The sequence below is a fragment of the Pseudotabrizicola sp. genome (assembly GCF_030656345.1).
GTDB lineage: Bacteria > Pseudomonadota > Alphaproteobacteria > Rhodobacterales > Rhodobacteraceae > Pseudotabrizicola.
Window position 1 is genome coordinate 80,092 of record NZ_JAUSNR010000026.1, and the last position, 24,939, is coordinate 105,030.

Sequence of the window (24,939 nt, forward strand, 5' to 3'; positions counted from 1 at the left end):
GTCTGGCGGGGGTAAGACCCCAGGGCTGGATGGCGCGGCGCAATACTTGACGGATTTACTCTGGCAATCTAGAAGCCGAGTCGAACGGGGTCAAGAGCGATCCCGCAGGGTGCCAGCGTTCCGCCAGCCGACCATAACCGTCGCGACCAAGGGGACACTGAATGCAACCGCAAAAGCCGGGGCAAGCCATCATTCCGGGCCTCGCCCGCCTGCTGACCACCGCCGCCATCATCGCCATCGCCGCTCCGGCCACTGCACAGGATGCAGCGGGCGGCGGCACGTTTCTGGGCCGCCTGATTCTGGGTGCGGGGCAACAAAAAGTGGCGATCGACACGCCGCAAGCTGTCACCGCAGTGGAACAGGAAGACATCGACCGCGAACAGCCCGCCACCATCGGCCAGATGTTCCGCAACGTGCCGGGGGTACAGACCGCAGGGTCCGACCGCCCGCTTGGCACCGCCTTCAACATCCGCGGCATCGGCACCACCGAACAGACCGCGAGCGAGGCGCGCATCATCGTCAACGTCGACGGCGTGCCGAAGTTCTACGAGCAGTACCGCATGGGGTCGTTCTTCACCGACCCCGAACTCTACCGCCGGGTCGAGGTGCTTCGCGGGCCGGGGTCTGCGGTGCTGTATGGGTCAGGGGCCATCGGCGGCACGGTGAATTTTGAAACCAAGGATGCATCCGATTTCATCCCCGAAGGCAAGACCGGGGCGGCGCGGCTGAAATTCGGCTATGACAGCAACGGCGACGGGATGACTGTCTCTGGCATTCTGGCCACGCGCCCTGCGCCGGGGGCAGAGTTTCTGGCATTTTTGGGCTACCGCACATCAAACGATTACAAGGATGGTGCCGGCAACACCCTGCGCGGCACGGAAAGTTCGTCGCCATCCGCGTTGGTCAAGGGCAAATTCCGTCTGGGCGAGACGCAGACCCTGCAGCTCTCGATGCAGCGGTTCGAGTCCGACAATGACAACGCCACCCTGTCGCAGACCGGGGGCGGCAATGCCATCGCCGATGCCTTCGGCATCGTCAGCCGTGACGTCGCCGACACTACCCTCAGCGCCAAATGGGAGGCCACCACCGATCTGGCCTGGCTGAACCCATCGGTTCAACTGTCCTGGTCTGACACCCGCGTGGTGCAACGCGACGCCCGCGACCTGACCGGGGCGCCGCAGGTCTGTCTGCCGACACTGTCCAACCAGAACGTGTTCTGTGACGTCGATTACGCCTATCGCACCGCGATGCTGAAGGTTGAAAACACCACCTCCATGCAAGGGGCCGGGTGGGAGAATTTCCTGACCTTCGGGCTGCAGGCCACCGACCAGAAGCGCATCGCCGACAGCGCAGGCCCGATGGGCTTTCACCCCGCAGGCACCGACCGCAAGATCGGGGTCTATGCGCAATCAGAACTGGTGCTGAGCGACCGCCTGACCCTGATCGCCGGTGCCCGGGCTGACTTTGGAGACCGCAAGGCACATCCATCGGTGCCCGGTGGGGAACAGGTCAAGGACGAGGCAACAGCCCTGACCTTTGCCGCCCTGTACAAGGTCACCGAGGACCTGTCGGTCTTCGGCTCGGTCTCGCGGACCGAACGCCTGCCGACACTGGACGAGCTGTATTCCTATTCTGCCACCAAGAACCCGGCGCTTAATCTAAACAAGGAACAGGCCACCAACCTTGAACTTGGCCTGTCATGGACCCGGCAGGGCCTGTTTGCCGCAGATGACAGTCTGCAGATCAAGGCCACACTGTTCCACAACAACATTGACGACCTGATCACCACCACCGCCACCACCGACACGGTGTTCCACCGCAATATTGCCCGGGCCAAATTCCAGGGTGCCGAGATCGAGGCGGGGTATGAGGCAGAGCGCATCTTTGGTCGGCTTGCCTATTCCCATGTGTCGGGCAAGGACCGCGATTATGGCTATACCATTGCCACCACTCCGGCAGATCAGCTGGCGCTGACCCTTGGGGGCCGCGTTCCGGATCGCGGCATCGAATACGGCTGGCGCGGTACTTTCGTTGACGGCATCACAACCTCCAGCCGCAACGTCACCACCGGCGCGATCACGTTCACAAATTATGGCGGTTACGCCACGCATGACCTGTTCGTGTCATTCAAACCGCAATCGGGCGCGCTGGATGGCTTTGACGTGCAGCTCGCGGTGGAAAATGTGTTGGACCGGGATTTCCGCAACAACCTGTCGGCAGACCGCGGGCGCGGGCGGACCTTCAAGGTCAGCGTCGCCAAGGCGCTGACATGGTGATCCGGCTGACGTTTGCGGCGATGGCTTTTGCCATCGCCGCAGGCACCGCACAGGCGCAGGATCGGGCGCAGGCGCAGGGCTTGCAGATCAGCCTCAACACGCTGGACCCGCAACCAGAGGCCTGCCGACTGACCTTTGTGGCCGACAACAAGACCGAAGCCGAAATCACCCGACTGGTGATCGAGGCGGTTTTGTTCACAAAGGCCGGTCAGGTCGCGCAGTTCACCCTGTTCGACTTTGCCGCCCTGCCCATGGGGCGGCAAAGGGTGCGTCAGTTCGATGTGGCCGGGCTGGCCTGTGACGATCTGGGACAGGTGCTGCTGAACGGGGTGTCGGCCTGTGACGGCGCAGACCCCGCAGCCTGCGCCGCAGCGCTGAGCCCCGCAAGCACCGTAGAAGGTATAGAGGTGGCAGGATGATTCATCTGACAGACGCCCGCGATGCCCTGCGCGGTCTGATCGAACTGGGCGGGCCGGTGGTGGCGCTTATCCTTGCGCTGTCGGTGCTGGCAGGCGCGGTTGTGCTGTGGAAACTGTGGCAGTTCCGCGCCGCAGGCGTCGGGCGGCACACCGGGCTGGAGGCGGCCATCGCCGCCCATGATGCCGGCCAGAACAGCCGCGCCCGGGCGCTGGCCGAAGCCGCGCCCAGCCATCTGGCCCCGCTGCTGGCCGAGGCGTTGCAGGCGCAAAGCGAGGGTGCGCGCGACCGCCTGTACACGCTGGCCGAAGACCGGCTGGCGCGGCTGGAATCCGGCTTTCGCCTGCTGGACACCGTGGCGCAAATTGCCCCCCTGCTGGGGCTGTTCGGCACCGTTCTGGGCATGATCGACGCCTTCCGCGCGATGCAGGGTGCGGGCGCGGCGGTGGACCCGTCTGTTCTGGCCGGTGGCATCTGGGTGGCGCTGATGACCACAGCCGCCGGTCTGGCCGTGGCGATGCCGGTCTCGGCGCTGCTGTCCTGGCTCGAATCGCGCATGGCGTCCGAGCGGCGGATGGCGGGCGCCGTGATCGAGGCGGCCCTGTGCCCCGGCATGGTCGCCATGGTGAAACCCGCTGTGCAGACGGACGGGGCCTATGTCCCGGCTTAGGAAAACCACGCGGCGGCGGGCGTTGTCGATGACCTCTCTTATCGACGTGATCTTCCTTTTGCTGTTGTTTTTCATGCTGTCTTCAACCTTTACCCGCTTTGGCGATCTGCCGCTGACCACCGCCTCCGGCGGGGCGGCGGCGCAGGCCGAGGCGCCCACATTCCTGCGTCTGATGCCCGACAGCCTGACGCTGGACACCAACGCGCTTGACCTTGCCTCGGTGCCCGCAGCCCTGCTGGCGCGCGCGCCGGTTCTGGTGATCGTGGCCCCGACCGAAGGGGTGACGGCCCAGCGGCTGGTCGATGCGCTAAGCGTTCTGCGCGAGTTGCCGGGGGTAACCCTGCGCGTGATCGGAGGATAGCCATGCGCCTTGCCGCCCTGCCCCGCCGCCCTTCGGAACCCACGATCACGCTGATCAATGTGGTGTTCCTGATGCTGATCTTCTTTCTGGTGGCCGGACAGGTCACCGCCCCGGTTGACCGCGACATCCAGCTGATCGACGCCGATGCTCTGGCCACCCGTGCCCCCGACGATGCCCTGGCCGTGCGCAGTGATGGCACGACCCTGTGGCGGGGTGAGGTGATCACGCCCGAAGAATTTGCCGCCGCCCGCATCGCTGATGGGGCCGAGGGTCTGCGCCTTGTGCCCGCCCGCGACCTGCCCGCACAGGATCTGTTGCGCATCGCCAATGCGCTGCGCATGGCGGGTGCGGCCGAAGTCCGGCTGGTGACTGACAGGTCAGCGCCATGAAGCACCCCCGCCTGCCGTTTGTGATCGCCCTCGCCCTGTCGGGTGCGCTGCACGCCGCCGCCGCCATCGCCATCGCCCCGCAGCCAGATGAATTTGCGGTCGAAGGCGGGGGGGCGGCAACTGTCGCCCTGCTGGGTGAGGCGTTTGAGGATCTGGCCCAAGGTGCCACGCCGGTTGCCGCGACCGAGGCGCCGCCCGCGCCACCGCTGGGCGCCGTGCCGGTGACGACACAAGTGGCCGCCACCGCCCCGCCGCTGACCGCAACCCCGGCCCCGCCGCTGTTGCTGCCGCCGTCCGAGACGGCGGATCTGGCCGCCATGCCACCCGTGGACAATGCGCCCGCAGTGCAGCCCGAACTGGCCCCACAGGTGCCTGCTGCCTTGGCGGCAGCCGCTGTCGCGGCCCCGCCAGAACTCGCAACCCCGGTCGAAACCGCATCATCGGCCCCCGATACCTCCCCCCGCCCACCCGCGCGCGCCGAGGCCCCCGCAAAGCCAGTCGAAAAACGCGCAGTGGCGCAATCTACGCCGGTCCCGGCGGGCAATGCCGACCGCAATGCCCGCAAGGGCGCACAGATGGGGCAGGAAAAAGCCGCCGCTGCCGCCGCCACTGGCGGATCGGGGGCGCAGACCGCGCAGGCTGGCAATGCTGCGCGCTCCAGCTATCCCGGTCTGGTGTTGCGCAAGATCGAACGGACACGCAAGGCCGCCACACAGGCGCGCGGCACCGTGGTGGTGGTGTTCCGCGTGGCACCCTCTGGCGGTCTGGCCTCGGCGCGGGTGGCAAAATCCACCGGCGATGCGTCGCTGGAACGCGCGGCCCTTGACCACATCCGCCGCGCAGCACCCTTCCCGGCACCGCCTGCCGGGGCCGAAACCGATTTCCGGTTCGAGTTTGTAGGGCGGCGGTAAGCTGGCGCGTCATCGGCCAGAGCGCTTCAGTCTGGTTGTCAGCTGTGCAAAAGACTGGCGAAAGTAAAAGACTCGGGATTGACTTTCCCGATCAAAACGCTCACCTATTCAGCCTCTGGCCATCGGCCTGATCCCACAGCTGCCAGGCCCGCCCGCAATGCAAGACACACCGACGCCCCCAACCCTTCCACTGGATCACGCCCCTGCGCATGAGGCGATGGCGCTGACCAAGGGCGGACAGGTTGCGCATATTGTTCTGGACGGGCAGGTGTATACCTTGCGGATCACCCGTGCGGGTAAGCTGATTCTGACCAAATGACCCCAGCCAAAGGGCCCGCCTGCCCTGCAAGGATCTTATGACCAGACTTCCCTCTCCCTGCATCAGCGTCTGCAAATTCAAGCGCGAGGGCCATTGCATCGGCTGCTCGATGACGAAGGATCAGAAAGACCTGTTCAAGAAGCTTAAGAAAGAGAAACACCAGCAGGCCTTTATCGACATGCTGGTGCATCAGCAGAATGATCTTGGACGCTATCGCCACTGGGCACCGGCCTACGTAAAGCGGTGCGAAAAGCGGGATGTCAAAAGCCCGCTTTAAGCCGGCACGCGTCAGCGCAGATGGGCGCGCAGCATCCATGCGAATTTCTCATGGGTCCGGGCGCGACCGATGGCCAGATCCTGCGTCAGCAGATCACCATTTTCCTCGGCCACCGCAGATATGCCCGCCATCGTCGCAGCAAGCGTTTCCTGTGCTGCCAGAAGCGTGGAAACCATGGCTTCCGCCTTGGCATGGCCGTCATGTTCAGCGATCTTTGACCGCTTCAGCATCGCCGACAACTGGCCTTCGGCATGGCCATCAAGTGCCTTGATCCGTTCGGCAAGATCGTCCTGAGCGACGAAATGATCTTCATACATGGTCTGGAACAGCGCGTGCAGCGGACCAAAGCCCATGCCGGCCACGTTCCAATGGAAATTCTGCGCCAGCATCGTGGCGACAGCCGTTTCGGCGACGCCTTGATTAAGCGCTTCACACACGGCTTCGCGCGCGGATGGGCTGATTTGGGCTGAAGCTTGCGCCATGCCTGACCTCCTGAAAAATACGTTCGGAATTCTGGGGCGGGACTGGCTTGCACGTCGGCTGGCTACCCGCAACCACAAGATAGGGGCAATGGCGGGTACGGGCAACCCCTTTTAGAATAATTCTAAATCCGACAAAATCAGTCAGTCACATCTGCGCCTGACGCTGCGCAAGCTGTGCGGCCAGCCAGCCGATCTGCCGCCGGGCATGGCGTGGCAGGCGCGACGCCAGCAAAAACCGCATGCTGGCCTCATCCCCGCGCTGCGCAGCACCCAACAGGCTGGCGATCCATGCCTCATCAAACGACAGCTCTGCCGCGCCCGGCTGATGCAGCACCGGAACCCTGCCCAGAACCACGGCCAGCCCGCGCAACAGCGCTTCAGCATAGCTGCGGGCCGCGACGCCGGAATCGGTCGACAGCATCGCGCAGGCCCGGAACAGATCCAGCCGCGCCCCGGCCTGACAGCGGGGTGCCAATCGCCGCAATGCGGCAACGGGGGCCGGAATATCAGCGATGGGGCGGGGATAAGAACGCGTCTGCGCGATTGCCTGCATGGGGACTGCTCCATTAACCTGACTGTTATAGTCGGGTATGGAGCAAAGGTCCAGAACAGATGCGTGGCGCGCGCGCGACTTGCGTCTGGACCCGGAGCGGGCCTGCCGTCACTCTGGACTCGTCGGGCAACGGGAAGGGTTCTTCATGACAGCAACACGCGATGAGCTTTTCTCGGCGTTCGGACTGCGCCTGCCGGTTCCACCGCTTGCGGGTCGTAAGACGGCCACCGTGAGTGAAGATGCGACCTGCCATGCCGAAGAACTGGCGCTGAGCAGCGGCGGCGAGAGCATCCGCGCCTTCTGGTGCCGCCCGCGTGACAACACTGCCCCCCTGCCCGCGGTCCTGATCCTGCACGCCCATGGCAACCGCTATGACATCGGTGCCGCCGAGGTGATTCAAGGCCGCCCCGCCCTGTTCGCGCCGACCGGCCGGGCACTGGCCGCGCGCGGGATTGCGTCGCTGTGCCTTGACATGCCGTGCTTTGGCAGCCGCGCCGGGCAAGGCGAAAGTGCCGCGACCAAGGCGCTGTTGTGGGAAGGCCGCTCGCTTGCCGGGCAGATGCTGGCCGAGAACATCGCGGCGCTGGACTGGCTGCGCCTGCAGCCAGAGGTCGATCCCGACCGGATCGGGGTGTTCGGCCTGTCGATGGGGGCCACGCTGGCCTATTGGCTGGGGGCGCTGGACCCGCGCCTGCGCGCAGTGGCGCATGAATGCTGCTTTGCCGATTTCCGCGCCCTGATCGCCCTTGGCAAGCACGATCTGCACGGGATTTACCTGACTGTGCCGGGGTTACTTGCGCGGGCGTCAAACGGACAGATTGCCGGGATGATCGCGCCACGCGCGCAGTTTATCGGTCTGGGCGATCTGGACCCGCTGACGCCGCCTGCCGCCGCCGATGTGGCGTTGAAAGAGGTGCGGGCAGCCTATGCCGAACAGGGTGGGCGGCTGGTGATTCACCGCGAACCCGCCTCGGGCCATGTGGAGACGCAAACGATGCATAGCGCCATGCTGGATTTCATGGAAAGCGCGCTGACCTAACCCAGCCGCTGCCCGTCCGCGCCAAAGACATGCACCGCCTGCGGATCATAGCCCAGTTCAATCACCGCCCCGCGTGCCAGATCAGGCTGACCGGGCAGAACGGCCAGCAACCCGTGCCCTTCGCCGATATCGGCGTGGACCACGCTTTCCGGTCCCAGCGCCTCGATCAGCCGCACCTTTGCCTGCACCGGACCGCCGGACTGGGGCCGCAGATGCTGCGGGCGGATGCCCAGCGTCACTGCCCCATCCGGCACGGTCAGACCCGCTGGCAGGGGCAGCAGCGCGCCATTGTCCAGCCGCACCGAACCGGCCTCGGCCTGCCCGGGCCACAGGTTCATGCCCGGCGCGCCGATGAAGCCCGCCACGAACAGATTGGCGGGGCGGTTGAACAGGTTCAGGGGCGTGTCCACCTGTTCCACCTTTCCGGCGCGCAACACCACAATCCGGTCGGCCATTGTCATCGCCTCGACCTGATCATGGGTGACGTGAATCATCGTGGCCCCCAGACGGTCGTGCAGCGCTGAAAGCTCCGCCCGCATGCTGACGCGCAATTCGGCATCAAGGTTCGACAACGGCTCATCCAGCAGAAACGCGGTCGGGCGGCGCACGATGGCGCGGCCGATGGCCACGCGCTGCCGCTGCCCGCCGGACAGTTGGCCGGGGCGGCGGTCCAGCAGCGGTTCAATCTCCAGCATCTTCGCGGCCTCGGCGATGCGGGTGTCGATCTCGGGCTTTGGCATATTGGTGTTTTGCAGGCCAAAGGCCATGTTGGCCCGCACGGTCATATGCGGATAAAGCGCGTAGGACTGGAACACCATCGCCAGCCCCCGGTCTGCGGCCGACCGGGCGGTGACATCCGCCCCGTCAATCTCGATCCGGCCCGCTGTTGGCTTGTCCAGCCCCGCGATCATCCGCAAAAGCGTGGATTTTCCACAGCCCGACGGGCCGACGAACACCACCAGCTCGCCCTCGTCCACCGTGAGGTCGATGCCTTTGAGCACATCAACGGCGCCAAAGCTTTTGCGGATGTCGTGCAACTGTATGCGTCCCATCGGGAACCCCTATTTCAACCCGGTTCCGGCGATACCCGCCGTGATGAACCGTTGCAGGAAGATAAAGACCAGAACGACCGGGATCATGGTGATAACGGTCATCGCCAGCAGATAGTGCCACTGCACGTTCAGCTCTCCGGCATAGGCGTTCAGGCCGACTTGCAGCGTATAAACCTCTTGGCGCGACAGCACGATCAGCGGCCACAGGAAATCATTCCAGCGCCAGACCACCGAGAAAATCGCCAGAACCGCCAGCGCAGGCGCGGTCAGCGGCAGCACGATGCGCCAATAGATCTGCCATTCGCTGGCGTGGTCCATCCGCGCCGCCTCCAGCAGCTCATCCGGGATCGACAGCATGTATTGCCGCAGCAGGAACACGCCGGTGGGTGTGGCAACCGTGGGCAGGATCACCCCCCAGAGCGAGTTTATCAGCCCCACCCCGGACACAATCGAATACAGCGGCACCAGAATGACCGACAGCGGAATCATCAGCGTGGCGATGATCAGCACCACCACAAACCCCCGCCCGCGGAATTCGTATTTCGACAGGGCAAAGGCCGCCATCGAATTGGTCAAAAGGGTGATCAGCGTCGCCACCACCGTCACGAAGATCGAGTTCTTCGTGTAGGTCAGGAAGTCAAAGCGCAGGAACGGGTCAAGGTAGTTGTCCCAGGAAAACCCCACCGCGCGCACCGGGGTGCGGTTGGCGATGTTGATGCGCTGCACCTCCGCAGGGCTTTCCGGGTCCACCATCTGCGCCACGGTGCCCACCCGGCGCACCTCGGCCAGCGTGCGGGTGCCGTCGTCATCGGTGACGGAAAACAACGGCAGCGGGCGGTCATAGCCTTCGACCACCACCGTTTGCGACGCGTAAGGCAGCAGGGTCGGCGGAAATTCCGACAGTTGGGCCGGGGATTTGAACGACGACATGACCAGCCAAAGCGCAGGACCGAACATGATGAACACGGCAGAGCCCAGCCAGACGAAGGTGAACACATCGGTCCAGTCCCAGCCGGTGCCGCCCTTGCGGCGGGTCAGGAATGCCATGGCGCGGCTCATTTCAGCTTTCCTTTCCGCTCGTTCCAGCGGCCCAGAGCCAGCTGCAGCAATGTCAGCACAATCAGCACACCCCCCATCAGGATCGACGCCGCCGCTGCAAGTCCGGGGTTTTTCAGCAGCGAGGCAAAGCCGACCTCATAGATATATTGCGTCAGGAACAGCGTGGCGGTGCCGGGGCCACCGCCGGTCAGCACATAGGCCTCATCAAACACTTGCACCGCGCGGATCAGGGCCAGCACGATCACCACCAGCATATTGGGCATCAACAGCGGCAGGGTGATGCGCCAGAACACGCGGGCGGGCCGGGTGCCATCCATCTCGGCGGCTTCATAGAGATCGCGTGGAATCGCTTGCAGACCGGCCAGCAGGATCAGGGCAAAGAACCCCAGATGCGCCCAGATCGTGACGCCAATCGCGGCGGAAAACGCATAGTTGCGATCCAAAAGCCAGTTCACAGGGTCCATCCCCATGCCCACCAGTGCCGCATTCAGCACGCCGTTGCGGTCAAGGATCCAGCGCCAGATCAACCCGACCACCACCGGCGACAACAGCACCGGGAAAAAGAACACCGCCCGCCAGAAGCTGAGCGCGCGCAGCGCCCGGTTCAGGATCAGCGCGGTGATGGTCGCGGCCACGATCAGCAGAGTGACCTGCAACACGACAAAAGTGCCGGTGTTGCGCAGGGCGATCCAGAACTGATCTTCTTGGCAGGTCATCAGATTGGTGTAATCGGTGCAGCGCAACAGCCGTTCATACTGCGCTGCACCCACATAGGTGCGTTCGGGCAAAAAGAGGGCGGCTCCGGTCGTCATCGAATAAGCGACGTTGATCACCAGCGGCAGCAGGACAAACACGGTGAAAATCGCCATGTTCGGCAGCAGGAAAAACGCCACCATGCCATTCTGCCCCGCCAGCCGCTGCCAAAGGCGCAAGGGCGCATCCAGCAAACGGGCGAGCCAGCCCAGGGGGGCCGCCACAACGGCCCCCAACATCCCCTTTACCCCGGTCATGGCCTACTGCGCCGCCGCGACCGCTTCGGTGATGTCCTGATCGATGCGGGCATAGGCATCGTCCAGGGTCAGCTCACCCGCCATCACCTGGCTGATCCGGTTGACCAGCGCGCCGTAGTAAGGTGACGCCCATTTCCACGCCGGAAGCGCATCCGCCGCTGGCAGGGTTTCGCCTGCAGCCGCCACGTAAGCATCCAGCGCCGCCTTGACGTTCGGATCTTCGGTCTGCCAGTTCATGCCACCAGCGGCCACCACACCGGCATGGGCGGGCAGGAACAGGGTGCGTTCAGAGAACTCTTTCACGATGTCTTCGCGCGCGAAATATTCCATGACTTTCGCCACTTCCTCGGCGTTCTGGGTGTATTTCACCGCAACCAAAGCTGCACCCCCGGCCAGACCGGAACAGCCAGCCGTGCCGCAGGGCGAGCCGGTGGCCACCCAGTCAAACCCGTCGCCGATCTTGGTCGACAGATTTGCGATCTGCCAGCTGCCCGAGTAATAGAACGGGATGGCGGCGTTGATGAAATCATCCGCCGCCGCACGATAGGTCGACCCCGATGCCGCAACCCAGGTGTCGCGCAGCATCTGCCCGCCCTCTACCCAGCCCACCAGCTTTTCGGCGAAGGCCTTGGTGCCGTCATCCACCGGCGCGGGCGTGCCGTCTGCCGCGATATAGTTCGCGCCATAAGACACCGCTGGCCCGGAAATCCGGTGGCCCGAACGGTCGATGGCAAAGGCCGCCGCTGTGCCCTGCGATTTGGCAACCTCATCGGCGGCAGCAACCCAGTCATCCCATGTTGCCCCCGCACCTGGCAGCGCCACCCCGGCCTGTTCGAACAAGGTGAAATTGGCGAAGCCGCCGGTCAGCGTCAGTTGGGTCATGAACCCGGTGATGGCGTCGCTGCCGTCTGTCCGCATCCAGTCGGCATGTGCGCCGAAATTGGTGCGCCAGTATTCGGCATCGGTCAGATGCGGCGTCAGGTCCAGCCAGTGTGGCGCAAGCGTCTTGATGTTGGTCACCCGCGCGATATCGGGGCCCGACCCGGCCTCAAGCTGAATCTGCAGCTGCTCCTGCACAACCTTATAGGCGACTTCGTCCAGTATGACGTTGATGCCGGGGTTTTCCGCATTGAAACGGGCGACGAGGTCTTTCATCACCTCGCCCTCCACCCCATCGGAATACCACATCAGCCGCACGTCACCGGCAAGTGCCGTGGTGCCCATCAGGCTGGCCCCAAGGGCCAGTGCGATCATTGTATGTTTCATTGCAGTCTCCTCCATGTGTTGTCCCGGCCCTCCCGCCGGGGTCGTCGTCAGCGGTGCAGGGTTCTGTGCCCCACGACCGTCCATTCCTTCGGATCTATGATCCGTCCCTCTGCCCCGATCCGGCCATCGGCAAAGAACTGCACCGGGCCGTATTCTGGGTCGTCCACCGTGACTGTAGCACGCGGATCTGCGTCTGTGTCAGGCGCAAGTTTCGCGCATTGCGCAACGTAAGCGTCAAGCCCCTGCCCCGCCTCGCCCATCCGCACGATCCACCAGCCCTGCCGCCCCGCCAGCCGCAATTCGCAGCCTGCGGTTGGCCCGTCAGCCACCATGTCCAAGGGGCCAGAGGCACGGATCACCATCGCCCCGTCGCCCGCCATGGCCGCCGCCAGATTGCCGGTCAGGCGGGTGTCATCAAAGCCCAGTGCCGGGAACCAGCAATGGGTGAAATCAGGCTGCTCCGGCTGACCGTCAAACCACACCAGCGCCAGGCCGCGATATTGCTGCACCCGTGGCACCGAGGCCGATCCACCCCAATAGGACGGGCGGCCATAGCCGGAATGGATCACCTCACCCGGATGGTTGATCCAGATCTGCGCGTCGGGGTTGGTCCCCAGACGGCCATGCAGCAGCGTTTCCTGATAGCCCCAGTCAAACCAGCGATAGGCGGCGGTGGACCCCATCGCCCAGCCGGGGGTTTTCGCGTGGTAAAGCGCTGCAAACCGCCCCTCGCCTTGGGCAAACACCCATTCCTGTTCGCCCGAGGCCAGACTGGCGCGGGCGGACAGCGCCGGGTCCAGCTGCAACCCATGATCCCGCAGCGCCAGCGCCAGCCCCGGCAGACAGTGAAAGCGCGCGCCGAAACTGCCCATCCCCCACAGCATGCGGGTGATCGCCGACAACTCCAGCGTGCGGCCCGCGCGCAGGGTGTGCTCATAGCTGCGGCCTTGTGCAGCGGTGATCACCCCATGATGCGCCGAATTGGCCACCACCTCGACCAGCCGCACCACGGCGCGGCCTGCGCGTTCCCGGATATCGGCATCGGGGGCGAGGGCGTAAAGCGCAGTCAGGCCCTTGAGATCAATCGGGAAATAGGGGGCAGAGTTGAATTCGGCCATCTCCCACGCCTCAAAATGGTCCAGCCATGCCCGCACGCGGTCACGCCCGGTGGCCGACTGTTCAGCCCCACGGCGGCCAGACCGGCGGAAGGTGGCACCGGGCAGCAGATGGCCCGCCAGATAGGCCGAGGTATGGAACAGCAGCGCGTGGTTTTCGCTGAAATACCACTGCACATCATTGCCCGGTTCATCCATCCAGTAGCGATAGCCAAGGATCGCCGCATCAATCCGGTCACGCACCCGGTCAGACAACAGATGCCCGAACCGGGTGCGCCCCCAGAGCAGCGGCACCAGCGCGAAATCGGCGCAATCCCAGCAATCCTCGATCGCGGGGAGGGTCGCGTCGATCATTGCTTCGGTCTCGGGGCCAGAAAGCCCCTGCGCCAGCCGTGCCAGTGCCGCCACCGTGTCAGGTTCGGCGCGGGTGGCCACCCATGTCAGCGCCTCGTCGATCCGCGCCTCCAGCGTGGCGGGAACCGTGCCCTGTGCGGCCAGATCGCAGACCTCGACGCCAAAGGTGCGGGTGGCGGCAAAGCCGTCTGCGGTCAGTGTTGGGATGAAATGCCGGAAATCGCCGGGCAGGTTTGCGGCCCGGTCAATGACCAGCCGATCGGCTCCTGCGGGCAGGTGGCGCTGCAAGGCCGCCGGATGGTGCGACATGAAATCGCCCTCCACCCGTATCGCCACATCCACCGCCATCGGCATCGGCTGCGGCAGGACCAGGGCCACCTCACCCCCGGTATAGGCCGGTTGGTCAAAGTGCATCGTGGCCAGCGCGGTTTCCACCCTGCGGGCGCGGTCGGTGGTGCAGGCGGTGGGGATGCCAGCCTCGGCCTGCGGGCCATCCAGCCAGTCGGCTTGGATGTAATAGCGCGCATCGCGTTCAGCCAGATCGTCAAAGAACACCTGAACCGTATTGTCACCCGCGGTCAGCGCCACCGTGAACTCGGCCGCTGTTTCGGCGTTGCGTTTGTAGGGGGCCATCCAGCCCGCCTCGGCCCCGTTCACAAACAGAACCGCCCCGCCACAGGTGCGCAGCCGCAACCGCGCCTGCCCTGCCGCCTGCGCCCGGATCACGGTTTCCGCCCATGTCGCAATATGGGTGGGGCGGAACCAGAAGCCCGACAGATCCAGCCGGGGCGAGCCAAAGGGCAGCCAGTTGCGCGCACCTTCAAACCCGCCCTGCACTTGCGGCCTCTGGTCGCGTCGGTCCGCGGCAAACTGCGTGCGGCAGGGATACTCGTGCGGAATGAAGTTCTTGTCCTTGGTCAGGAAAAAGAACGGGTCCATCTCGCCCTTCATCGGCAGGTCGGGCAGGTCGAACCGCGCCTCGACGGTATGGCCAAGGCGCCAGTAGCCAAGGGCCGCGCCGGGGGTCAGGGGGTGGGACAGAAAGCCTTGCATGTCGGATGCTTACCTAAGCGATGAGATGGGAACGGGGGTAAAGTCGGTATAGGCCTGATTTTCGCCGGTCATGCCCCAGACAAAGGCATAGGGCCCTGTGCCCGCCCCCATATGAATGGACCATGCGGGCGACAGCACCATGTCGCCATTGGCAATGACCAGATGCCGGGTTGCGTCGGGGCGGCCCATGAAGTGCATCACCCGGTCATCAGCGCCCATGTCGAAGTAGCAGTACGCCTCCATCCGGCGTTCGTGCAGATGCGGTGGCATGGTGTTCCAGATGCTGCCGGGGGCCGGATCGGTGATGCCCATCAGCAAAAGACAGGACGGTGAGACTTCGGGGTGAATGTACATCGCCAGACTGCGGACATTGGCCTTGGCCGGATCGCCCAATTGGATGTGTTTGGCCTGATCGCGCCGAATCAGCCGGGTCGGGTGATCCGCTCCCGCCGGCACGGAGTTGAGGTAGAACCACGCCGGGGTGGCGGCATCATCGCTGCGCATTTCCACCCGTTGCACGCCGCGCCCAATATACAGGATATCACGGTTGGCCATCGTGTAATCCGCGCCATCCACTGTAACCACCCCCGGTCCGCCCAGATTGGCAAGCCCGCCCTCGCGGGCAGAGAAGAAGTACTCGGTGCCCAGCTCTGCCCCGTCACCGAACACCAAAGGGGTAGCGGTGGGGACGGCACCGCCAAGGATCATCCGGTCGACATGGGTATAGGTCAGCCGCAACTGCCCCGGCGCGAAGGCCCCTTCGACCATGTAGTCGGCGCGCAGCCGGTCGCTGGTTGCGGTCATCACATCGGCGGGGTTGCCGCCATAACGCACGTCCATCATGCCACCTTCTCTGTTGCCAGCTGGCCCTCGGCCTCGACCAGACACAGGATCGCCAGCGCCTGACCGTATCCGGTGGGTTGCAGGGGAATGTCGCGGTAGAATTGCAGATCTGGTCCCATGCGGGTGCCGTAAGACACGTTCTGCACCGTGCCCGCGTCGTCGATATTCGCCAGCACCGCTTGCACCCCGCGCCACCCCGCCTCGGCCCAGTCCGGCCCGCCGATGCCTTGGCGTGCCGCCTTCAGCAGGCCATAAGCAAAGCCCGCCGTTGCGCTGATTTCTTCATAGCTGCCCGGGTCATCCAGCAAGGTCCGCCACGCGCCGCTGGCGGTCTGCAACGGCAACAGCGCCGAAACCTGCGCTTTCAGCACCTCTGTCAGATACAGCCTGACAGACCCCGGCAGATCCGGCACCTCGAACAGATCCAGTATACAGGCGGTGATCCAGGCATTGCCGCGGGCCCAGCGGGCGCGGGCAAAGTTGTGCCGCCCGTCAAAGGTCCAGCCATGAAACCAAAGCCCGGTCTGCGGGTCCGACAGATAGCGCGCATGCACGAGAAACTGCCGGATCGCCTCATCCACCAGCTCTGCCTGGCCCGAGGCGTGGCCATAGCGCGCCAGAAACAGCCCCGCCATGAACAGCGTGTCATCCCACAACTCACCGGGGTTCACCTTGTCGGACACGTCATGCTGCAAACCGCCCTCGGCCGTGCGCGGCGCATCCGCCATCAGGCGGTTGGCCCACTCGTCCAGCACCGGCTGCCAGCGCGGATCGCGGGTTTCCCCCCACAGCACGGACAGCGCCAGCATCGGCGCGGTGGTGTTGATGTTCAGCCCCGGCAGCCCTGCCGCCAGATGCCGCGCGTACCAACTCTCCAGCAGCGTCTGCAATGCCGGGTCACGATGGCGCCGCCACAGCTGCGCCAGCCCGTACAGCCCCACGCCTTGCGGCCATTCCCAACTGTCAAAGCTGATGTAATCGCCTGCCGTTCCATCAAGATTCGGCTCGTCGAACTGCCCGTCATGGCGCAGGTCGGTCAGACCCTGCACCAGCTGACGCAATTTGAGCCTGATCTGATCAGCCTGTGGTCGCATCTCCCCTCCCCGGTCGATGTATCCGGGCCTGTCTGTCGGCCCTTTTGCAGATCATGGCGCTGCAATTTTTTTGCACAACATGAAAATTTTTTGCATAGTGGGGCAGCAGAGCGGAAAGACACCCATGACAGCAAGTCCCCCCGGAAAAAGTGGCAAGCCCAGCCGTCGCATCAGGCTGGATGATCTGGCCCGCGCCTGTGATGTCTCTATCGCCACGGTGTCGCGCGCGCTTTCCGGTGCGCCGGGCGTCCGCCCCGAACTGGTGGAAAAGATCCAGCGCAAGGCGCAGGAGTTCCGCTATGCCCTGCCATCCACCCTCGCCGGTCAGCGGCTCTTGATCCTGGCCAGCGCCGCCGCGATGGAAGATTACGCTCGCAGCCAGTTCACCCTGAACGTCATGCAGGGCATCGAGGAACGCGCCCGCCTGCTGCGGGCTGAGGTGATTACGCAGGCGATCACCAGCACCGAGCAGGAACGGCAGGCCCTTGCAGAGGCTGCCACAGATCCGCGCGTCGCGGGCCTGCTGTTCCTGACGCTGGATGACGAAGATATGCTGACCCCCGCCCGCGCCCTTCGCAAACCCGTGGTTCTGGTCAATGGCGATGACCCGCTGATGCAGCTGTCGTCGGTTGCACCGTCCAACCGCGCCGCTGCCGCGATGGCGACCGATTACCTGATGCGGCTGGGCCATCGCCGCATCCTGTTTCTCAGCCGCCGGGGCCGCCGCACGATTGAGCGCCGGGCCGAAGGCTGGCGCGACCGGATGACGGCGGGCGGGGCAACGCTTGACGCCGATCTGCAGATGGATGTCGCCGACTGGCTGCCCGATTGCGCCGCAACCGCCCTGCGCGACAGGGTGCGCACGCGGGGCGTGGATTTCACCGCCGTTCTGTGCGCCAGTGACTCTCTGGCGCTCGGGGCGTTGCAGGGGCTTGCCGCGCTGGGGATTGCGGTGCCTGACAGGGTGTCCGTCCTTGGGATGGACGGGCTGGCGCAGGGAGCGTTCTTTTCACCCGCGCTGACTGCGCTTGAAATTCCGATGCGCCACATCGGGGCAGCGGCGGTTGATCTGGTGCGCGACCTGAGCCTTGGGGCCCACCTGCCCGCCCGCCGCATCGAATTCGCCTGTCGTCTGGTGGAACGCAGATCCTGCGGCCCAGTAGCCTCATGACCCACACGCGCAGGCGGGATTGAAACGATCCCACACCGGGGTCGATGGGTTGGCCGACGCGCAACCGGATCAGCCATGAGGCTGCAAAGTTGGCAGGAGGTTGCGGAGGCTGCGTCGCTTGGCGGTCAGCCGTCTTCACGGCTGACGCAAACGTCGTGGCCATGCGCCTTCAGCAGCGCGTGGCGGCGGGCAGCGTTCAGATCTTGCGCCACCATTTCGGCGCACATCTGCTGCGCGGTGATCTCGGGCGTCCAGCCCAGCCTTTCGCGCGCTTTTGTCGGATCACCCAGCAAGGTTTCCACCTCGGCCGGGCGGAAATAGCGCGGATCAATGCGCAGCACCACATGGCCGGGCCGCACCGCCGGGGCCTTGTCGCCCTGCACATCCACCACCGTGGCGGCTTCATCCACCCCTTCCCCCTGAAAGCTGAGCGTCAGGCCAAGCTCGGCCGCGCTCCAGGTAATGAACTCGCGCACGGAATACTGCTTGCCGGTCGCGATGACAAAATCTTCGGCGCTGTCTTGCTGCAGCATCATCCATTGCATGCGGACGTAATCCTTGGCGTGGCCCCAGTCGCGCAAGGAATCGATGTTGCCCATGAACAGGCAGGTTTCCAGACCCTGCGCGATATTGGCCAGTCCGCGGGTGATCTTCCGGGTGACAAAGGTTTCCCCCCGGCGCGGGCTTTCATGATTGAACAGAATGCCGTTGCAGGCAAACATGCCGTAGGCCTCGCGGTAATTCACCGTGATCCAGTAGGCGTAAAGCTTGGCCACCGCATAGGGGCTGCGCGGGTGGAACGGCGTGGTTTCGCGCTGCGGCGTTTCCTGCACAAGGCCGTAGAGTTCCGAGGTCGAGGCCTGATAGAAGCGCGTCTTCTGGTCCAGCCCCAGAAAACGGATCGCCTCAAGCAGGCGCAGGGTGCCGGTGCCATCGACATCAGCGGTGTATTCGGGGGCCTCAAAGCTGACCGCGACATGGCTTTGCGCGCCCAGATTATACACCTCATCGGGCTGCACCTGCGCCAGAATGCGCGTGAGGTTCGACGTGTCGGACAGATCGCCGTAATGCAGGCGCAACCGGGCATTATCCAGATGCCGGTCCTGATAGATATGGTCAATCCGCTGGGTGTTGAACTGCGATGCCCGCCGTTTGATGCCATGCACCTCATACCCCTTGTCCAGCAGTAATTCCGCCAGATAAGAACCGTCCTGGCCGGTAATGCCGGTAATAAGGGCGCGTTTGGTCATGGTTGTTCCAGTTTCTGAGACGTTGCAGTTTCCACCACCAACCCAATCAGGTCGATTGCAGGATGTGAGAGTCAGCGTTTTTGTTTGCCAATATGGTCAAGCAAACGGTCCTTATATCTGGTGATGACATGATCGCGCAGGCTGCCACTTTTCCGTTCAAACTCCGGATCGAACGCGGCCAGCGATGACAGATGGGTATCAAAATCGATCAGCGAATACATGTCACCAATTCTGATGACATTCCCGGTTTTAAGATCGGAGAACACCCAGCCACTTTGCACTGTCGCGCCAAACAGACGGTCGACAAAATCATCCGGAATGACGGCCGGGTGTTCGCCTCGACGCGTCACATAGCCGCGAAGGATGCCGACCGGATCGTAAATGAACTCTTCCAGCGCACCGCTCAGTTCCGGAAGGAACAAGCCCGTGTCAAAACCGTGCAGCAGTTTCAGATTCCTGACAGTGACAAACTTTCCCCCGACCGCCGCGACCGTCCGCGCGACGAAATGTTCTCCCCAGACCTTGTAATATCGGTCGTTGGTCCGGAACATCCGCCTGTCCTGCGTCGTGCCAGCCCCCCATCGGTTTGGATCGGTGCAATCCGTCAACCCGCTGAAATCAATGTCGGACAGCAGCACCTAGCGCTCTCCCGTCAGAACGGGAAACACCTCGGACCCGAGCATTTTTTCACTGACCGCTACCGAGATCTTTTTCATGCCCAGCGCCTCAAGGAACCGGATGTTTCCGGCAATGTCAAAAACACCGTCAAACCGCGTGTTCTTGCTGATATGCCCGGAAAACGATCCGCGTTCGGCGGCAAGAATGCGGCCGGGACGGCATTGTATGACCACGCAGTCACATTTCTTTTTTGCATCTTCAATGATCAGGTCAATTTCATCATCTGACAGATGATAAAGTACCAGGGTCAGCAGCAGGGCATCATAGTCAATGCGCGTGCAGGTTGCGGCGCTTTCATTCAAAAGCGTGATATTGTCGAAGCTGTAGCCCTTGTCCTTGAAAAATTGCAGCCACCTGCCGCTGATGTCAAAAATTGACCTGTCAATTTCAAGACCGGTCACCGTCTTTGCAAATTGGCTTGTCAGCATGGTGTACATGCCAAAATTGCTGCCGATTTCAAGAACATTGCGGTTTCGGAACAGTTCAAGTTTCCTGATGACAGGCTCTGTCTTCTGATCAACCCGCTGATAGCTGAGCGGATACCCCCCGACTTTACTTTCGGAAATACTCTTCATCAACTCATCAAAGTGGCCGGTGAAATCCGCAGAACTGAAGGACATCGCTTTTCCTCAACTGTTTAAAATTTTACGCGTCAGACATGGGGCCGTCTGCAACGCCTCATAGATGGCGGATTGCGCCACAGCGTGGCAAAACCCCTCATAGCTCAGGTCAATCACTGCGCGGCGCTGCAACAGATACTGGTGGGCCGCCTCTACAAGACCGGGCGTGGCCAGCGCCCGGTCCGCCCCGGCTTCATCCGTCACATACAGCGGATAGTCGGCACCCAGATATTCCATCACCGCAGGCAGCGGGTTGATCAGGATGGGCGTTGCGCGGGCGATGCATTCGATCACCACATTGTTCGCCGCCGTGCCATACAGCAGACACAGCACCACCGAGGATGACAGCAGCGCGTCGTAGCGGGCGTTGGGGACGAACGCCACCATCTCGACCCCCGGGTCGCGCTGATCGCCGAAGACGGCGATGTCGCGCTGCAAAAACGCCGTCGTCCATTGTTTGAGCAGCATGATCCGCCTGTGCCCGGGCGCACGCAGCCGGTGGATCGCCTGCAGCCGCCGCAGCCAGTCGCCCACCTGCACCACCGCCGGCGCGGCGCGATAGGCGGAAGGGTCGAACAGTCTGGCGTCATATCTGGTCGGGTGTTTGACCGACAGGGTCGCCACGCCGGGCAAGAAACGGTTCAGATCCGCCTCCAGATCCTGCGCGAGCGTCAGGATGCCCCGGCAGGCGGGCAATGATTGCCGGAACAGCGCGGAGGTCAGAAAGGTCTCGGGCCGGGTTGCAGGTTCAAACCAGTCCGGCGTTTCAAACGGGACATGCAGAATGCCGATCCAGGGCCGCGTCAGGGCGCAGGGATTTGGGGATCTCGCCTCGCCCTCGGCATCGCCCCAGACGAACTGCCGTTCGAGAAAGGGGATGACCTGCACACCATCCTCCCCGTCGATTTCCAGCGGGGTCAGTGCGTTGACCAATGCGTTGAAATTGTTGCGGTGCTGGCCATAGTCGCGGGCCGTTCCCCCCAGACACAGCTTGCGCGGCAGACCGGCGGGCGGTCCATTCCGCTTTGGCTGCGCCCCGCTGCGCCGGGCCAGAAACAGCGGCAGAAACTCATCCTCCACCACCTTGTGCAGACGGTCCAGATCGGTACCGCGACGGTTGTGCGACGTGGGATTGACGAAGTAAAACCCCAACGGGGCCGGATCAAGCCAGCCCGATCCGCCACCCTGCAGCACCTTCAGCCAGAACGCCCAGTCGGCAAAGGTGCCATAGCGCCCTTCATCGAACCAGCCGAAGCGGGCATGCAGCGCGCGGCGCCAGACCGGCATGCAATGCGGCAAGTTGAACGGCTCCAGCCCCGGCGGGGACTGATCCGTCAGCGTAGCAAGATCGCAGAACCCGAAGGCACCGGGCCGGTCGGCATACCAGGCGTCGCGGTTGTCGGGCAGGGTTCCGTCATCGGGGAAGACATAGAACGGGTTCAGGGCGCTGGCCGCCACCAGCACCTCGGGCCGGCTGTCCAGCTGGGCAACCAGCGTGGCCACATGGGCAGGGTCGCGCAGATCATCGACATTGGCGTTGGAAACATAGGGCGTGCGCGCCACCCTGATGCCGATGTTCCAGCAGGCATAAAGCCCCGGGTCCTTGCGGAACCACAGCACTGTCGCGGTGGGATAGCGCGACAGATGGGCATCCAGCAGACCGGCCTCATGGGCCGTCAGGGTCGAGACAAGGAACACATGTTCGATCTGGCTGCCATAGCCGTCAAGCCGGGTGCAATTGGTCAGAAACCCGTTCATGAATGCATCGGCCCGGAACACCGAGGTCATCAGCGTGCAGCCAAGCGCCACGGGCGCAGGCAAAGTGTTTGCGGTCAGGGTCAGGAAAACCCCTTCAACCTCGGCCAGCAGCGCCGCATCGATCCGGTCGATATCGGCAACGAAGGCCAGAGATTGCAGGGTCCCGTGATCGCCGTTCAGCAGTGCGCAACGCAGCGCAGCGACGCCGTCGCAGGGCCTCAGGACCGACGCTGCCGGATATTCGGCCAGCACGGCAAGATTTTCAGCGATGATCCGGTCCGGGTCGGCATCGCACAGGATCATGACTTCGCAGGCGTGCCGGTCAGCCAGAGCGCAGAGGGGCGCAAGATGCGCGGCCAGAGCGTGTTCCAGCCCTGCCGGCACCGCCATATATATTCTGGGCCGGTTGGTGCTGGCCGGTGCCGGTCGGTAACCGGCGCGAAGCCAGCGGGTCGACACCCAAGGGTTGCCAAAGTAGTTCCACGGGTAGACCGCATTCTGTTTGGTGTGCCGCCAGAGAATTTCCTGCGACGTCTCGTCCGCATTGACCTCGCGATAATACGCATCGTCCTTGGGCTGCTCATGGTGCTGCAGCACGATATCAAGGCATGGGTTGAACACCTCGCAGCCCGACCCGAGCAGATCATGGGTCAGCAGCATGTCGCAGTTCATCTGGCCGGGGCAATAGAACAGATCACGCGTCAGATGCAGCGGCTGGCAGAACGCCCAGGCATCGGCCGAGAGGGTGTTGGGCAGACCGTTGCCGTCATACAGCGTCAGGGCAAGTTCGCCATCCTGCGGATCATGCCGGGTCAGTGCAAACACCACCGGCGCGCCCTCGCCTGCCATCGCCGCCAGCGTTTCAGTCAACCGCGCGGCCGAGCCATCGTCGGCCAGGCTGATATCGGCGTTCAACATTGCCACCGCCTGCGCGCCATGGGTCAGGCAATGGTTGGCGCAGGTGAACAGATCGGCAAAGGTGGGCCGCTGACCGGTGTGTTCGATCCGGACGCGCCCTGACGCGCCAGCGGAGGCGGCGGCCGCGATGTACCAGTCCGGCCTGCCCTCGGTCAGCACCACAATTTCTGACACAGCCGCAAGCGCCAGATTGGCCCGCAGGGCCGCCAGAACCGGATCGCGGCGGTCGGCGGGCAGATTGCCGATTGTGGTAACAAGGGTGATCAAGCGGCACTCTTCTCTTGGGTCTGCACCTTGGCGCGTAGCGGTTGAACGGCGGATCAGGCGGCGCGCCGGTAGGCAAGAGCAACGCTGCGGGCAAGGATTGCCTGCGCCTGTGCCCGTTCGGGGTATCCGGATGCGGCCAGCCGCCGCAGCAACTGATGCGCGCGCGCCGGATCGCCACCGCGAAGATGCCCCGCCGCCACCGCAAGCCACAGATCGGGGCGGCAGGGATCTTTGGCCAGATCCGCCTCTGCCTCTGCCACCGCCTGACTGTCCGGAACGGGCAAGTCCGCCAGACCGTCCAGCGGATCATCGCTCTGCTCGGGCAGGCGCAGCAGCCCTTCCGGCAGCGGCAGGCGCAGGTTGATCAGGCGGGCGAAAATCACATACTGACCGCGCAGATGGCTGTTCCGCGCCACAACCGGGCTGCTTTGCAACGCCGCCAGTTCGCCGATGATCCTGTCATGCAGGCTGCCATCCTGGCGCAAAGACTCGAGGTAAAGTTCGTACATCTGCTGCAAAGGGGGGCTGCCCGTTTTGAGGTGATCTGCGCTATGCCCTTCTGCGATATCGCCAGTTTATTAACGGACTGTTAACGACGATTAAGATGCAGTGCCTGCAAACGGGTTTGGTCCGGGGTTGCACGGCCTGCGACTGGTGCGTGTTGCCTGCTGCAGGGCCCGCTCCCGCCGGGCGCAGATCGTCTTGCCACAGGACTGTGCAGTCAGTATCGTTCTGGTTGAATTATTCTGGAACGCCTGACCAATGAAAATCTACATCGCCGGACACCGGGGCATGGTCGGGTCTGCCATCCTGCGCCTGTTGCAGGCGCGTGTTGCAGCGGGCGAAGCGCTGACCCTGCTGACCCGCAGCCATGCCGAGCTTGACCTGACCAGCCAGACGCAGGTTCAGGCCTTCATGCAGAAGGAACGGCCCGATGTGGTGATTCTGGCCGCCGCAAAGGTTGGCGGTATCCATGCCAACAACAGCTATCCGGCGGATTTCATTTATCAAAACCTGATGATCGAATGCAATGTGATCCATCAGGCCCATGCCGCCGGGGTCAGACGGCTGTTGCAGTTGGGGTCGTCCTGCATCTACCCCCGCGCGGTCGCACAGCCGATGGCGGAAGGTGCCCTGCTGACCGGCGTGTTGGAGCCGACGAATGAACCCTATGCCATCGCCAAGATCGCCGGGATCAAGCTGTGCGAAAGCTACAACCGGCAGCACGGCACCGATTTCCGGTCGGTGATGCCAACCAACCTTTACGGCCCCGGCGACAATTTCCATCCGCAGAACAGCCATGTGCTGCCCGCCCTGATCCGCCGGTTTCACACCGCCGCCCGCGCCGGTGAAAAGCGGGTGACGATCTGGGGTTCTGGCCAGCCCCGACGCGAATTCCTGCACGTTAATGATATGGCCGAGGCCAGCCTGTTCGTGCTGGATCTGCCAAAAGACGTGTATGACGCAAACACGCAACCGATGCTCAGCCACATCAATGTGGGGACCGGGCGGGATATCACGATCCTTGATCTGGCCCGCACCGTCGCCGAAGTGACCGGCTTTGGCGGGCAGATAGAGACGGACCCGACAAAGCCCGACGGCACGATGCAAAAGCTGATGGATGTGTCGCGGCTGGCCGGCATGGGCTGGCGGGCCCGGATCGAGTTGCGTGACGGACTCGCGCAGACCTATGACTGGTTCCTGTCGACTGACCCCGATGCGCTGCGCGCCTCCTGA

Annotated in this window: 25 protein-coding genes; 11 read left to right on the plus strand and 14 right to left on the minus strand. The window is 63.8% G+C overall.

Annotated elements, in window-relative coordinates; translation table 11 throughout:
* Positions 1-161: 161 nt before the first annotated feature.
* From Q7J44_RS15565 to Q7J44_RS15600, 8 genes are all read left to right on the plus strand, one after another.
* Complete coding sequence (locus Q7J44_RS15565) at positions 162-2,276, plus strand: TonB-dependent receptor domain-containing protein (RefSeq protein ID WP_304881410.1); 2,115 nt, start codon at positions 162-164, stop codon at positions 2,274-2,276.
* Positions 2,270-2,695: a hypothetical protein gene (locus Q7J44_RS15570; RefSeq protein WP_304881412.1), complete on the plus strand. Its 426-nt coding sequence runs from the start codon at positions 2,270-2,272 to the stop codon at positions 2,693-2,695. The genes Q7J44_RS15565 and Q7J44_RS15570 overlap by 7 nt, the downstream gene beginning before the upstream one ends.
* A complete protein-coding gene (locus tag Q7J44_RS15575) occupies positions 2,692-3,363 on the plus strand; it encodes a MotA/TolQ/ExbB proton channel family protein (protein WP_304881413.1) in 672 nt (223 codons plus the stop codon). The genes Q7J44_RS15570 and Q7J44_RS15575 overlap by 4 nt, the downstream gene beginning before the upstream one ends.
* On the plus strand, positions 3,350-3,724 hold the full coding sequence (locus tag Q7J44_RS15580) for a biopolymer transporter ExbD (protein WP_370693018.1): 375 nt from the start codon (positions 3,350-3,352) through the stop codon (positions 3,722-3,724). Before Q7J44_RS15575 ends, Q7J44_RS15580 begins: the two co-directional genes overlap by 14 nt.
* Positions 3,725-3,726: 2 nt before the next feature.
* Positions 3,727-4,113: a biopolymer transporter ExbD gene (locus Q7J44_RS15585; RefSeq protein WP_304881416.1), complete on the plus strand. Its 387-nt coding sequence runs from the start codon at positions 3,727-3,729 to the stop codon at positions 4,111-4,113.
* Positions 4,110-5,024, plus strand: a complete 915-nt coding sequence (locus Q7J44_RS15590) for an energy transducer TonB (RefSeq protein WP_304881417.1) — start codon at positions 4,110-4,112, stop codon at positions 5,022-5,024. The genes Q7J44_RS15585 and Q7J44_RS15590 overlap by 4 nt, the downstream gene beginning before the upstream one ends.
* A gap of 157 nt (positions 5,025-5,181) precedes the next feature.
* Complete coding sequence (gene hemP / locus Q7J44_RS15595; protein WP_304881419.1) at positions 5,182-5,343, plus strand: hemin uptake protein HemP; 162 nt, start codon at positions 5,182-5,184, stop codon at positions 5,341-5,343.
* 37 nt (positions 5,344-5,380) lie between these two features.
* Entirely contained in the window at positions 5,381-5,620 is a 240-nt protein-coding gene (locus Q7J44_RS15600; RefSeq protein WP_304881420.1) for a DUF1289 domain-containing protein, read from the plus strand.
* Positions 5,621-5,631: 11 nt separating this feature from the next.
* On the opposite strand, the gene Q7J44_RS15605 is transcribed toward Q7J44_RS15600, so the two are convergent.
* Positions 5,632-6,102, minus strand: coding sequence for a Dps family protein (locus tag Q7J44_RS15605; protein WP_304881422.1), 471 nt, complete (start codon positions 6,100-6,102; stop codon positions 5,632-5,634).
* Between the two features lie 145 nt (positions 6,103-6,247).
* Positions 6,248-6,655, minus strand: a complete 408-nt coding sequence (locus Q7J44_RS15610; RefSeq protein WP_304881424.1) for a hypothetical protein — start codon at positions 6,653-6,655, stop codon at positions 6,248-6,250.
* A gap of 145 nt (positions 6,656-6,800) precedes the next feature.
* Between Q7J44_RS15610 and Q7J44_RS15615 the strand changes: the two genes are divergently transcribed.
* Entirely contained in the window at positions 6,801-7,694 is an 894-nt protein-coding gene (locus tag Q7J44_RS15615) for a S9 family peptidase (protein WP_304881426.1), read from the plus strand.
* On the opposite strand, the gene Q7J44_RS15620 is transcribed toward Q7J44_RS15615, so the two are convergent.
* From Q7J44_RS15620 to Q7J44_RS15650, 7 genes are read right to left on the minus strand one after another with little or no spacing between them, the layout of a single operon-like run.
* Positions 7,691-8,746: an ABC transporter ATP-binding protein gene (locus Q7J44_RS15620; RefSeq protein WP_304881428.1), complete on the minus strand. Its 1,056-nt coding sequence runs from the start codon at positions 8,744-8,746 to the stop codon at positions 7,691-7,693. The genes Q7J44_RS15615 and Q7J44_RS15620 overlap by 4 nt on opposite strands.
* 9 nt (positions 8,747-8,755) lie before the next feature.
* Positions 8,756-9,805: a carbohydrate ABC transporter permease gene (locus tag Q7J44_RS15625; RefSeq protein WP_304881430.1), complete on the minus strand. Its 1,050-nt coding sequence runs from the start codon at positions 9,803-9,805 to the stop codon at positions 8,756-8,758.
* Positions 9,802-10,815 carry a carbohydrate ABC transporter permease gene (locus Q7J44_RS15630; protein WP_304881431.1) on the minus strand — a complete coding sequence of 338 codons (1,014 nt, stop codon included), beginning with the start codon at positions 10,813-10,815 and terminating at the stop codon, positions 9,802-9,804. Before Q7J44_RS15630 ends, Q7J44_RS15625 begins: the two co-directional genes overlap by 4 nt.
* Before the next feature lie 3 nt (positions 10,816-10,818).
* Positions 10,819-12,081, minus strand: coding sequence for an ABC transporter substrate-binding protein (locus Q7J44_RS15635; protein WP_304881433.1), 1,263 nt, complete (start codon positions 12,079-12,081; stop codon positions 10,819-10,821).
* Between the two features lie 47 nt (positions 12,082-12,128).
* Positions 12,129-14,603, minus strand: coding sequence for a hypothetical protein (locus Q7J44_RS15640; RefSeq protein WP_304881434.1), 2,475 nt, complete (start codon positions 14,601-14,603; stop codon positions 12,129-12,131).
* Positions 14,604-14,612: 9 nt separating this feature from the next.
* Positions 14,613-15,446, minus strand: coding sequence for a 5-dehydro-4-deoxy-D-glucuronate isomerase (gene kduI, locus Q7J44_RS15645; protein ID WP_304881436.1), 834 nt, complete (start codon positions 15,444-15,446; stop codon positions 14,613-14,615).
* Complete coding sequence (locus tag Q7J44_RS15650) at positions 15,443-16,540, minus strand: glycoside hydrolase family 105 protein (protein WP_304881438.1); 1,098 nt, start codon at positions 16,538-16,540, stop codon at positions 15,443-15,445. Before Q7J44_RS15650 ends, kduI begins: the two co-directional genes overlap by 4 nt.
* A gap of 124 nt (positions 16,541-16,664) precedes the next feature.
* On the opposite strand from Q7J44_RS15650, the gene Q7J44_RS15655 reads away from it, so the two are divergent.
* Positions 16,665-17,711, plus strand: coding sequence for a LacI family DNA-binding transcriptional regulator (locus Q7J44_RS15655; protein ID WP_304881440.1), 1,047 nt, complete (start codon positions 16,665-16,667; stop codon positions 17,709-17,711).
* 125 nt (positions 17,712-17,836) lie between these two features.
* Here Q7J44_RS15655 and gmd read toward each other — a convergent pair whose 3' ends face one another.
* The 5 genes from gmd to Q7J44_RS15680 all read right to left on the minus strand — a co-directional run bounded on the left by gmd (position 17,837) and on the right by Q7J44_RS15680 (position 23,711).
* On the minus strand, positions 17,837-18,961 hold the full coding sequence (gene gmd / locus Q7J44_RS15660; RefSeq protein ID WP_304881442.1) for a GDP-mannose 4,6-dehydratase: 1,125 nt from the start codon (positions 18,959-18,961) through the stop codon (positions 17,837-17,839).
* Positions 18,962-19,032: 71 nt separating this feature from the next.
* Positions 19,033-19,599: a hypothetical protein gene (locus Q7J44_RS15665; RefSeq protein ID WP_304881444.1), complete on the minus strand. Its 567-nt coding sequence runs from the start codon at positions 19,597-19,599 to the stop codon at positions 19,033-19,035.
* Positions 19,600-20,259 (minus strand): hypothetical protein, encoded by a 660-nt coding sequence (locus tag Q7J44_RS15670; RefSeq protein WP_304881446.1) that lies wholly within the window; start codon positions 20,257-20,259, stop codon positions 19,600-19,602.
* Positions 20,260-20,268: 9 nt separating this feature from the next.
* Positions 20,269-23,202 carry a hypothetical protein gene (locus Q7J44_RS15675; RefSeq protein ID WP_304881448.1) on the minus strand — a complete coding sequence of 978 codons (2,934 nt, stop codon included), beginning with the start codon at positions 23,200-23,202 and terminating at the stop codon, positions 20,269-20,271.
* A 53-nt stretch (positions 23,203-23,255) separates the two neighbouring features.
* Entirely contained in the window at positions 23,256-23,711 is a 456-nt protein-coding gene (locus Q7J44_RS15680; RefSeq protein ID WP_304881450.1) for a hypothetical protein, read from the minus strand.
* Positions 23,712-23,964: 253 nt separating this feature from the next.
* On the opposite strand from Q7J44_RS15680, the gene Q7J44_RS15685 reads away from it, so the two are divergent.
* Positions 23,965-24,939, plus strand: a complete 975-nt coding sequence (locus Q7J44_RS15685; RefSeq protein ID WP_304881451.1) for a GDP-L-fucose synthase — start codon at positions 23,965-23,967, stop codon at positions 24,937-24,939.

What these genes read in the sequence shown, in the direction of transcription:
- Q7J44_RS15565 (WP_304881410.1), top strand. Translation starts at nt 162, where the DNA reads ATGCAACCGCAAAAGCCGGGGCAAGCCATCATTCCGGGCCTCGCCCGC.
- Q7J44_RS15570 (WP_304881412.1), top strand. Translation starts at nt 2,270, where the DNA reads ATGGTGATCCGGCTGACGTTTGCGGCGATGGCTTTTGCCATCGCCGCA.
- Q7J44_RS15575 (WP_304881413.1), top strand. Translation starts at nt 2,692, where the DNA reads ATGATTCATCTGACAGACGCCCGCGATGCCCTGCGCGGTCTGATCGAA.
- Q7J44_RS15580 (WP_370693018.1), top strand. Translation starts at nt 3,350, where the DNA reads ATGTCCCGGCTTAGGAAAACCACGCGGCGGCGGGCGTTGTCGATGACC.
- Q7J44_RS15585 (WP_304881416.1), top strand. Translation starts at nt 3,727, where the DNA reads ATGCGCCTTGCCGCCCTGCCCCGCCGCCCTTCGGAACCCACGATCACG.
- Q7J44_RS15590 (WP_304881417.1), top strand. Translation starts at nt 4,110, where the DNA reads ATGAAGCACCCCCGCCTGCCGTTTGTGATCGCCCTCGCCCTGTCGGGT.
- hemP (WP_304881419.1), top strand. Translation starts at nt 5,182, where the DNA reads ATGCAAGACACACCGACGCCCCCAACCCTTCCACTGGATCACGCCCCT.
- Q7J44_RS15600 (WP_304881420.1), top strand. Translation starts at nt 5,381, where the DNA reads ATGACCAGACTTCCCTCTCCCTGCATCAGCGTCTGCAAATTCAAGCGC.
- Q7J44_RS15605 (WP_304881422.1), bottom strand. Translation starts at nt 6,102, where the DNA reads ATGGCGCAAGCTTCAGCCCAAATCAGCCCATCCGCGCGCGAAGCCGTG.
- Q7J44_RS15610 (WP_304881424.1), bottom strand. Translation starts at nt 6,655, where the DNA reads ATGCAGGCAATCGCGCAGACGCGTTCTTATCCCCGCCCCATCGCTGAT.
- Q7J44_RS15615 (WP_304881426.1), top strand. Translation starts at nt 6,801, where the DNA reads ATGACAGCAACACGCGATGAGCTTTTCTCGGCGTTCGGACTGCGCCTG.
- Q7J44_RS15620 (WP_304881428.1), bottom strand. Translation starts at nt 8,746, where the DNA reads ATGGGACGCATACAGTTGCACGACATCCGCAAAAGCTTTGGCGCCGTT.
- Q7J44_RS15625 (WP_304881430.1), bottom strand. Translation starts at nt 9,805, where the DNA reads ATGAGCCGCGCCATGGCATTCCTGACCCGCCGCAAGGGCGGCACCGGC.
- Q7J44_RS15630 (WP_304881431.1), bottom strand. Translation starts at nt 10,815, where the DNA reads ATGACCGGGGTAAAGGGGATGTTGGGGGCCGTTGTGGCGGCCCCCCTG.
- Q7J44_RS15635 (WP_304881433.1), bottom strand. Translation starts at nt 12,081, where the DNA reads ATGAAACATACAATGATCGCACTGGCCCTTGGGGCCAGCCTGATGGGC.
- Q7J44_RS15640 (WP_304881434.1), bottom strand. Translation starts at nt 14,603, where the DNA reads ATGCAAGGCTTTCTGTCCCACCCCCTGACCCCCGGCGCGGCCCTTGGC.
- kduI (WP_304881436.1), bottom strand. Translation starts at nt 15,446, where the DNA reads ATGATGGACGTGCGTTATGGCGGCAACCCCGCCGATGTGATGACCGCA.
- Q7J44_RS15650 (WP_304881438.1), bottom strand. Translation starts at nt 16,540, where the DNA reads ATGCGACCACAGGCTGATCAGATCAGGCTCAAATTGCGTCAGCTGGTG.
- Q7J44_RS15655 (WP_304881440.1), top strand. Translation starts at nt 16,665, where the DNA reads ATGACAGCAAGTCCCCCCGGAAAAAGTGGCAAGCCCAGCCGTCGCATC.
- gmd (WP_304881442.1), bottom strand. Translation starts at nt 18,961, where the DNA reads ATGACCAAACGCGCCCTTATTACCGGCATTACCGGCCAGGACGGTTCT.
- Q7J44_RS15670 (WP_304881446.1), bottom strand. Translation starts at nt 20,259, where the DNA reads ATGTCCTTCAGTTCTGCGGATTTCACCGGCCACTTTGATGAGTTGATG.
- Q7J44_RS15680 (WP_304881450.1), bottom strand. Translation starts at nt 23,711, where the DNA reads ATGTACGAACTTTACCTCGAGTCTTTGCGCCAGGATGGCAGCCTGCAT.
- Q7J44_RS15685 (WP_304881451.1), top strand. Translation starts at nt 23,965, where the DNA reads ATGAAAATCTACATCGCCGGACACCGGGGCATGGTCGGGTCTGCCATC.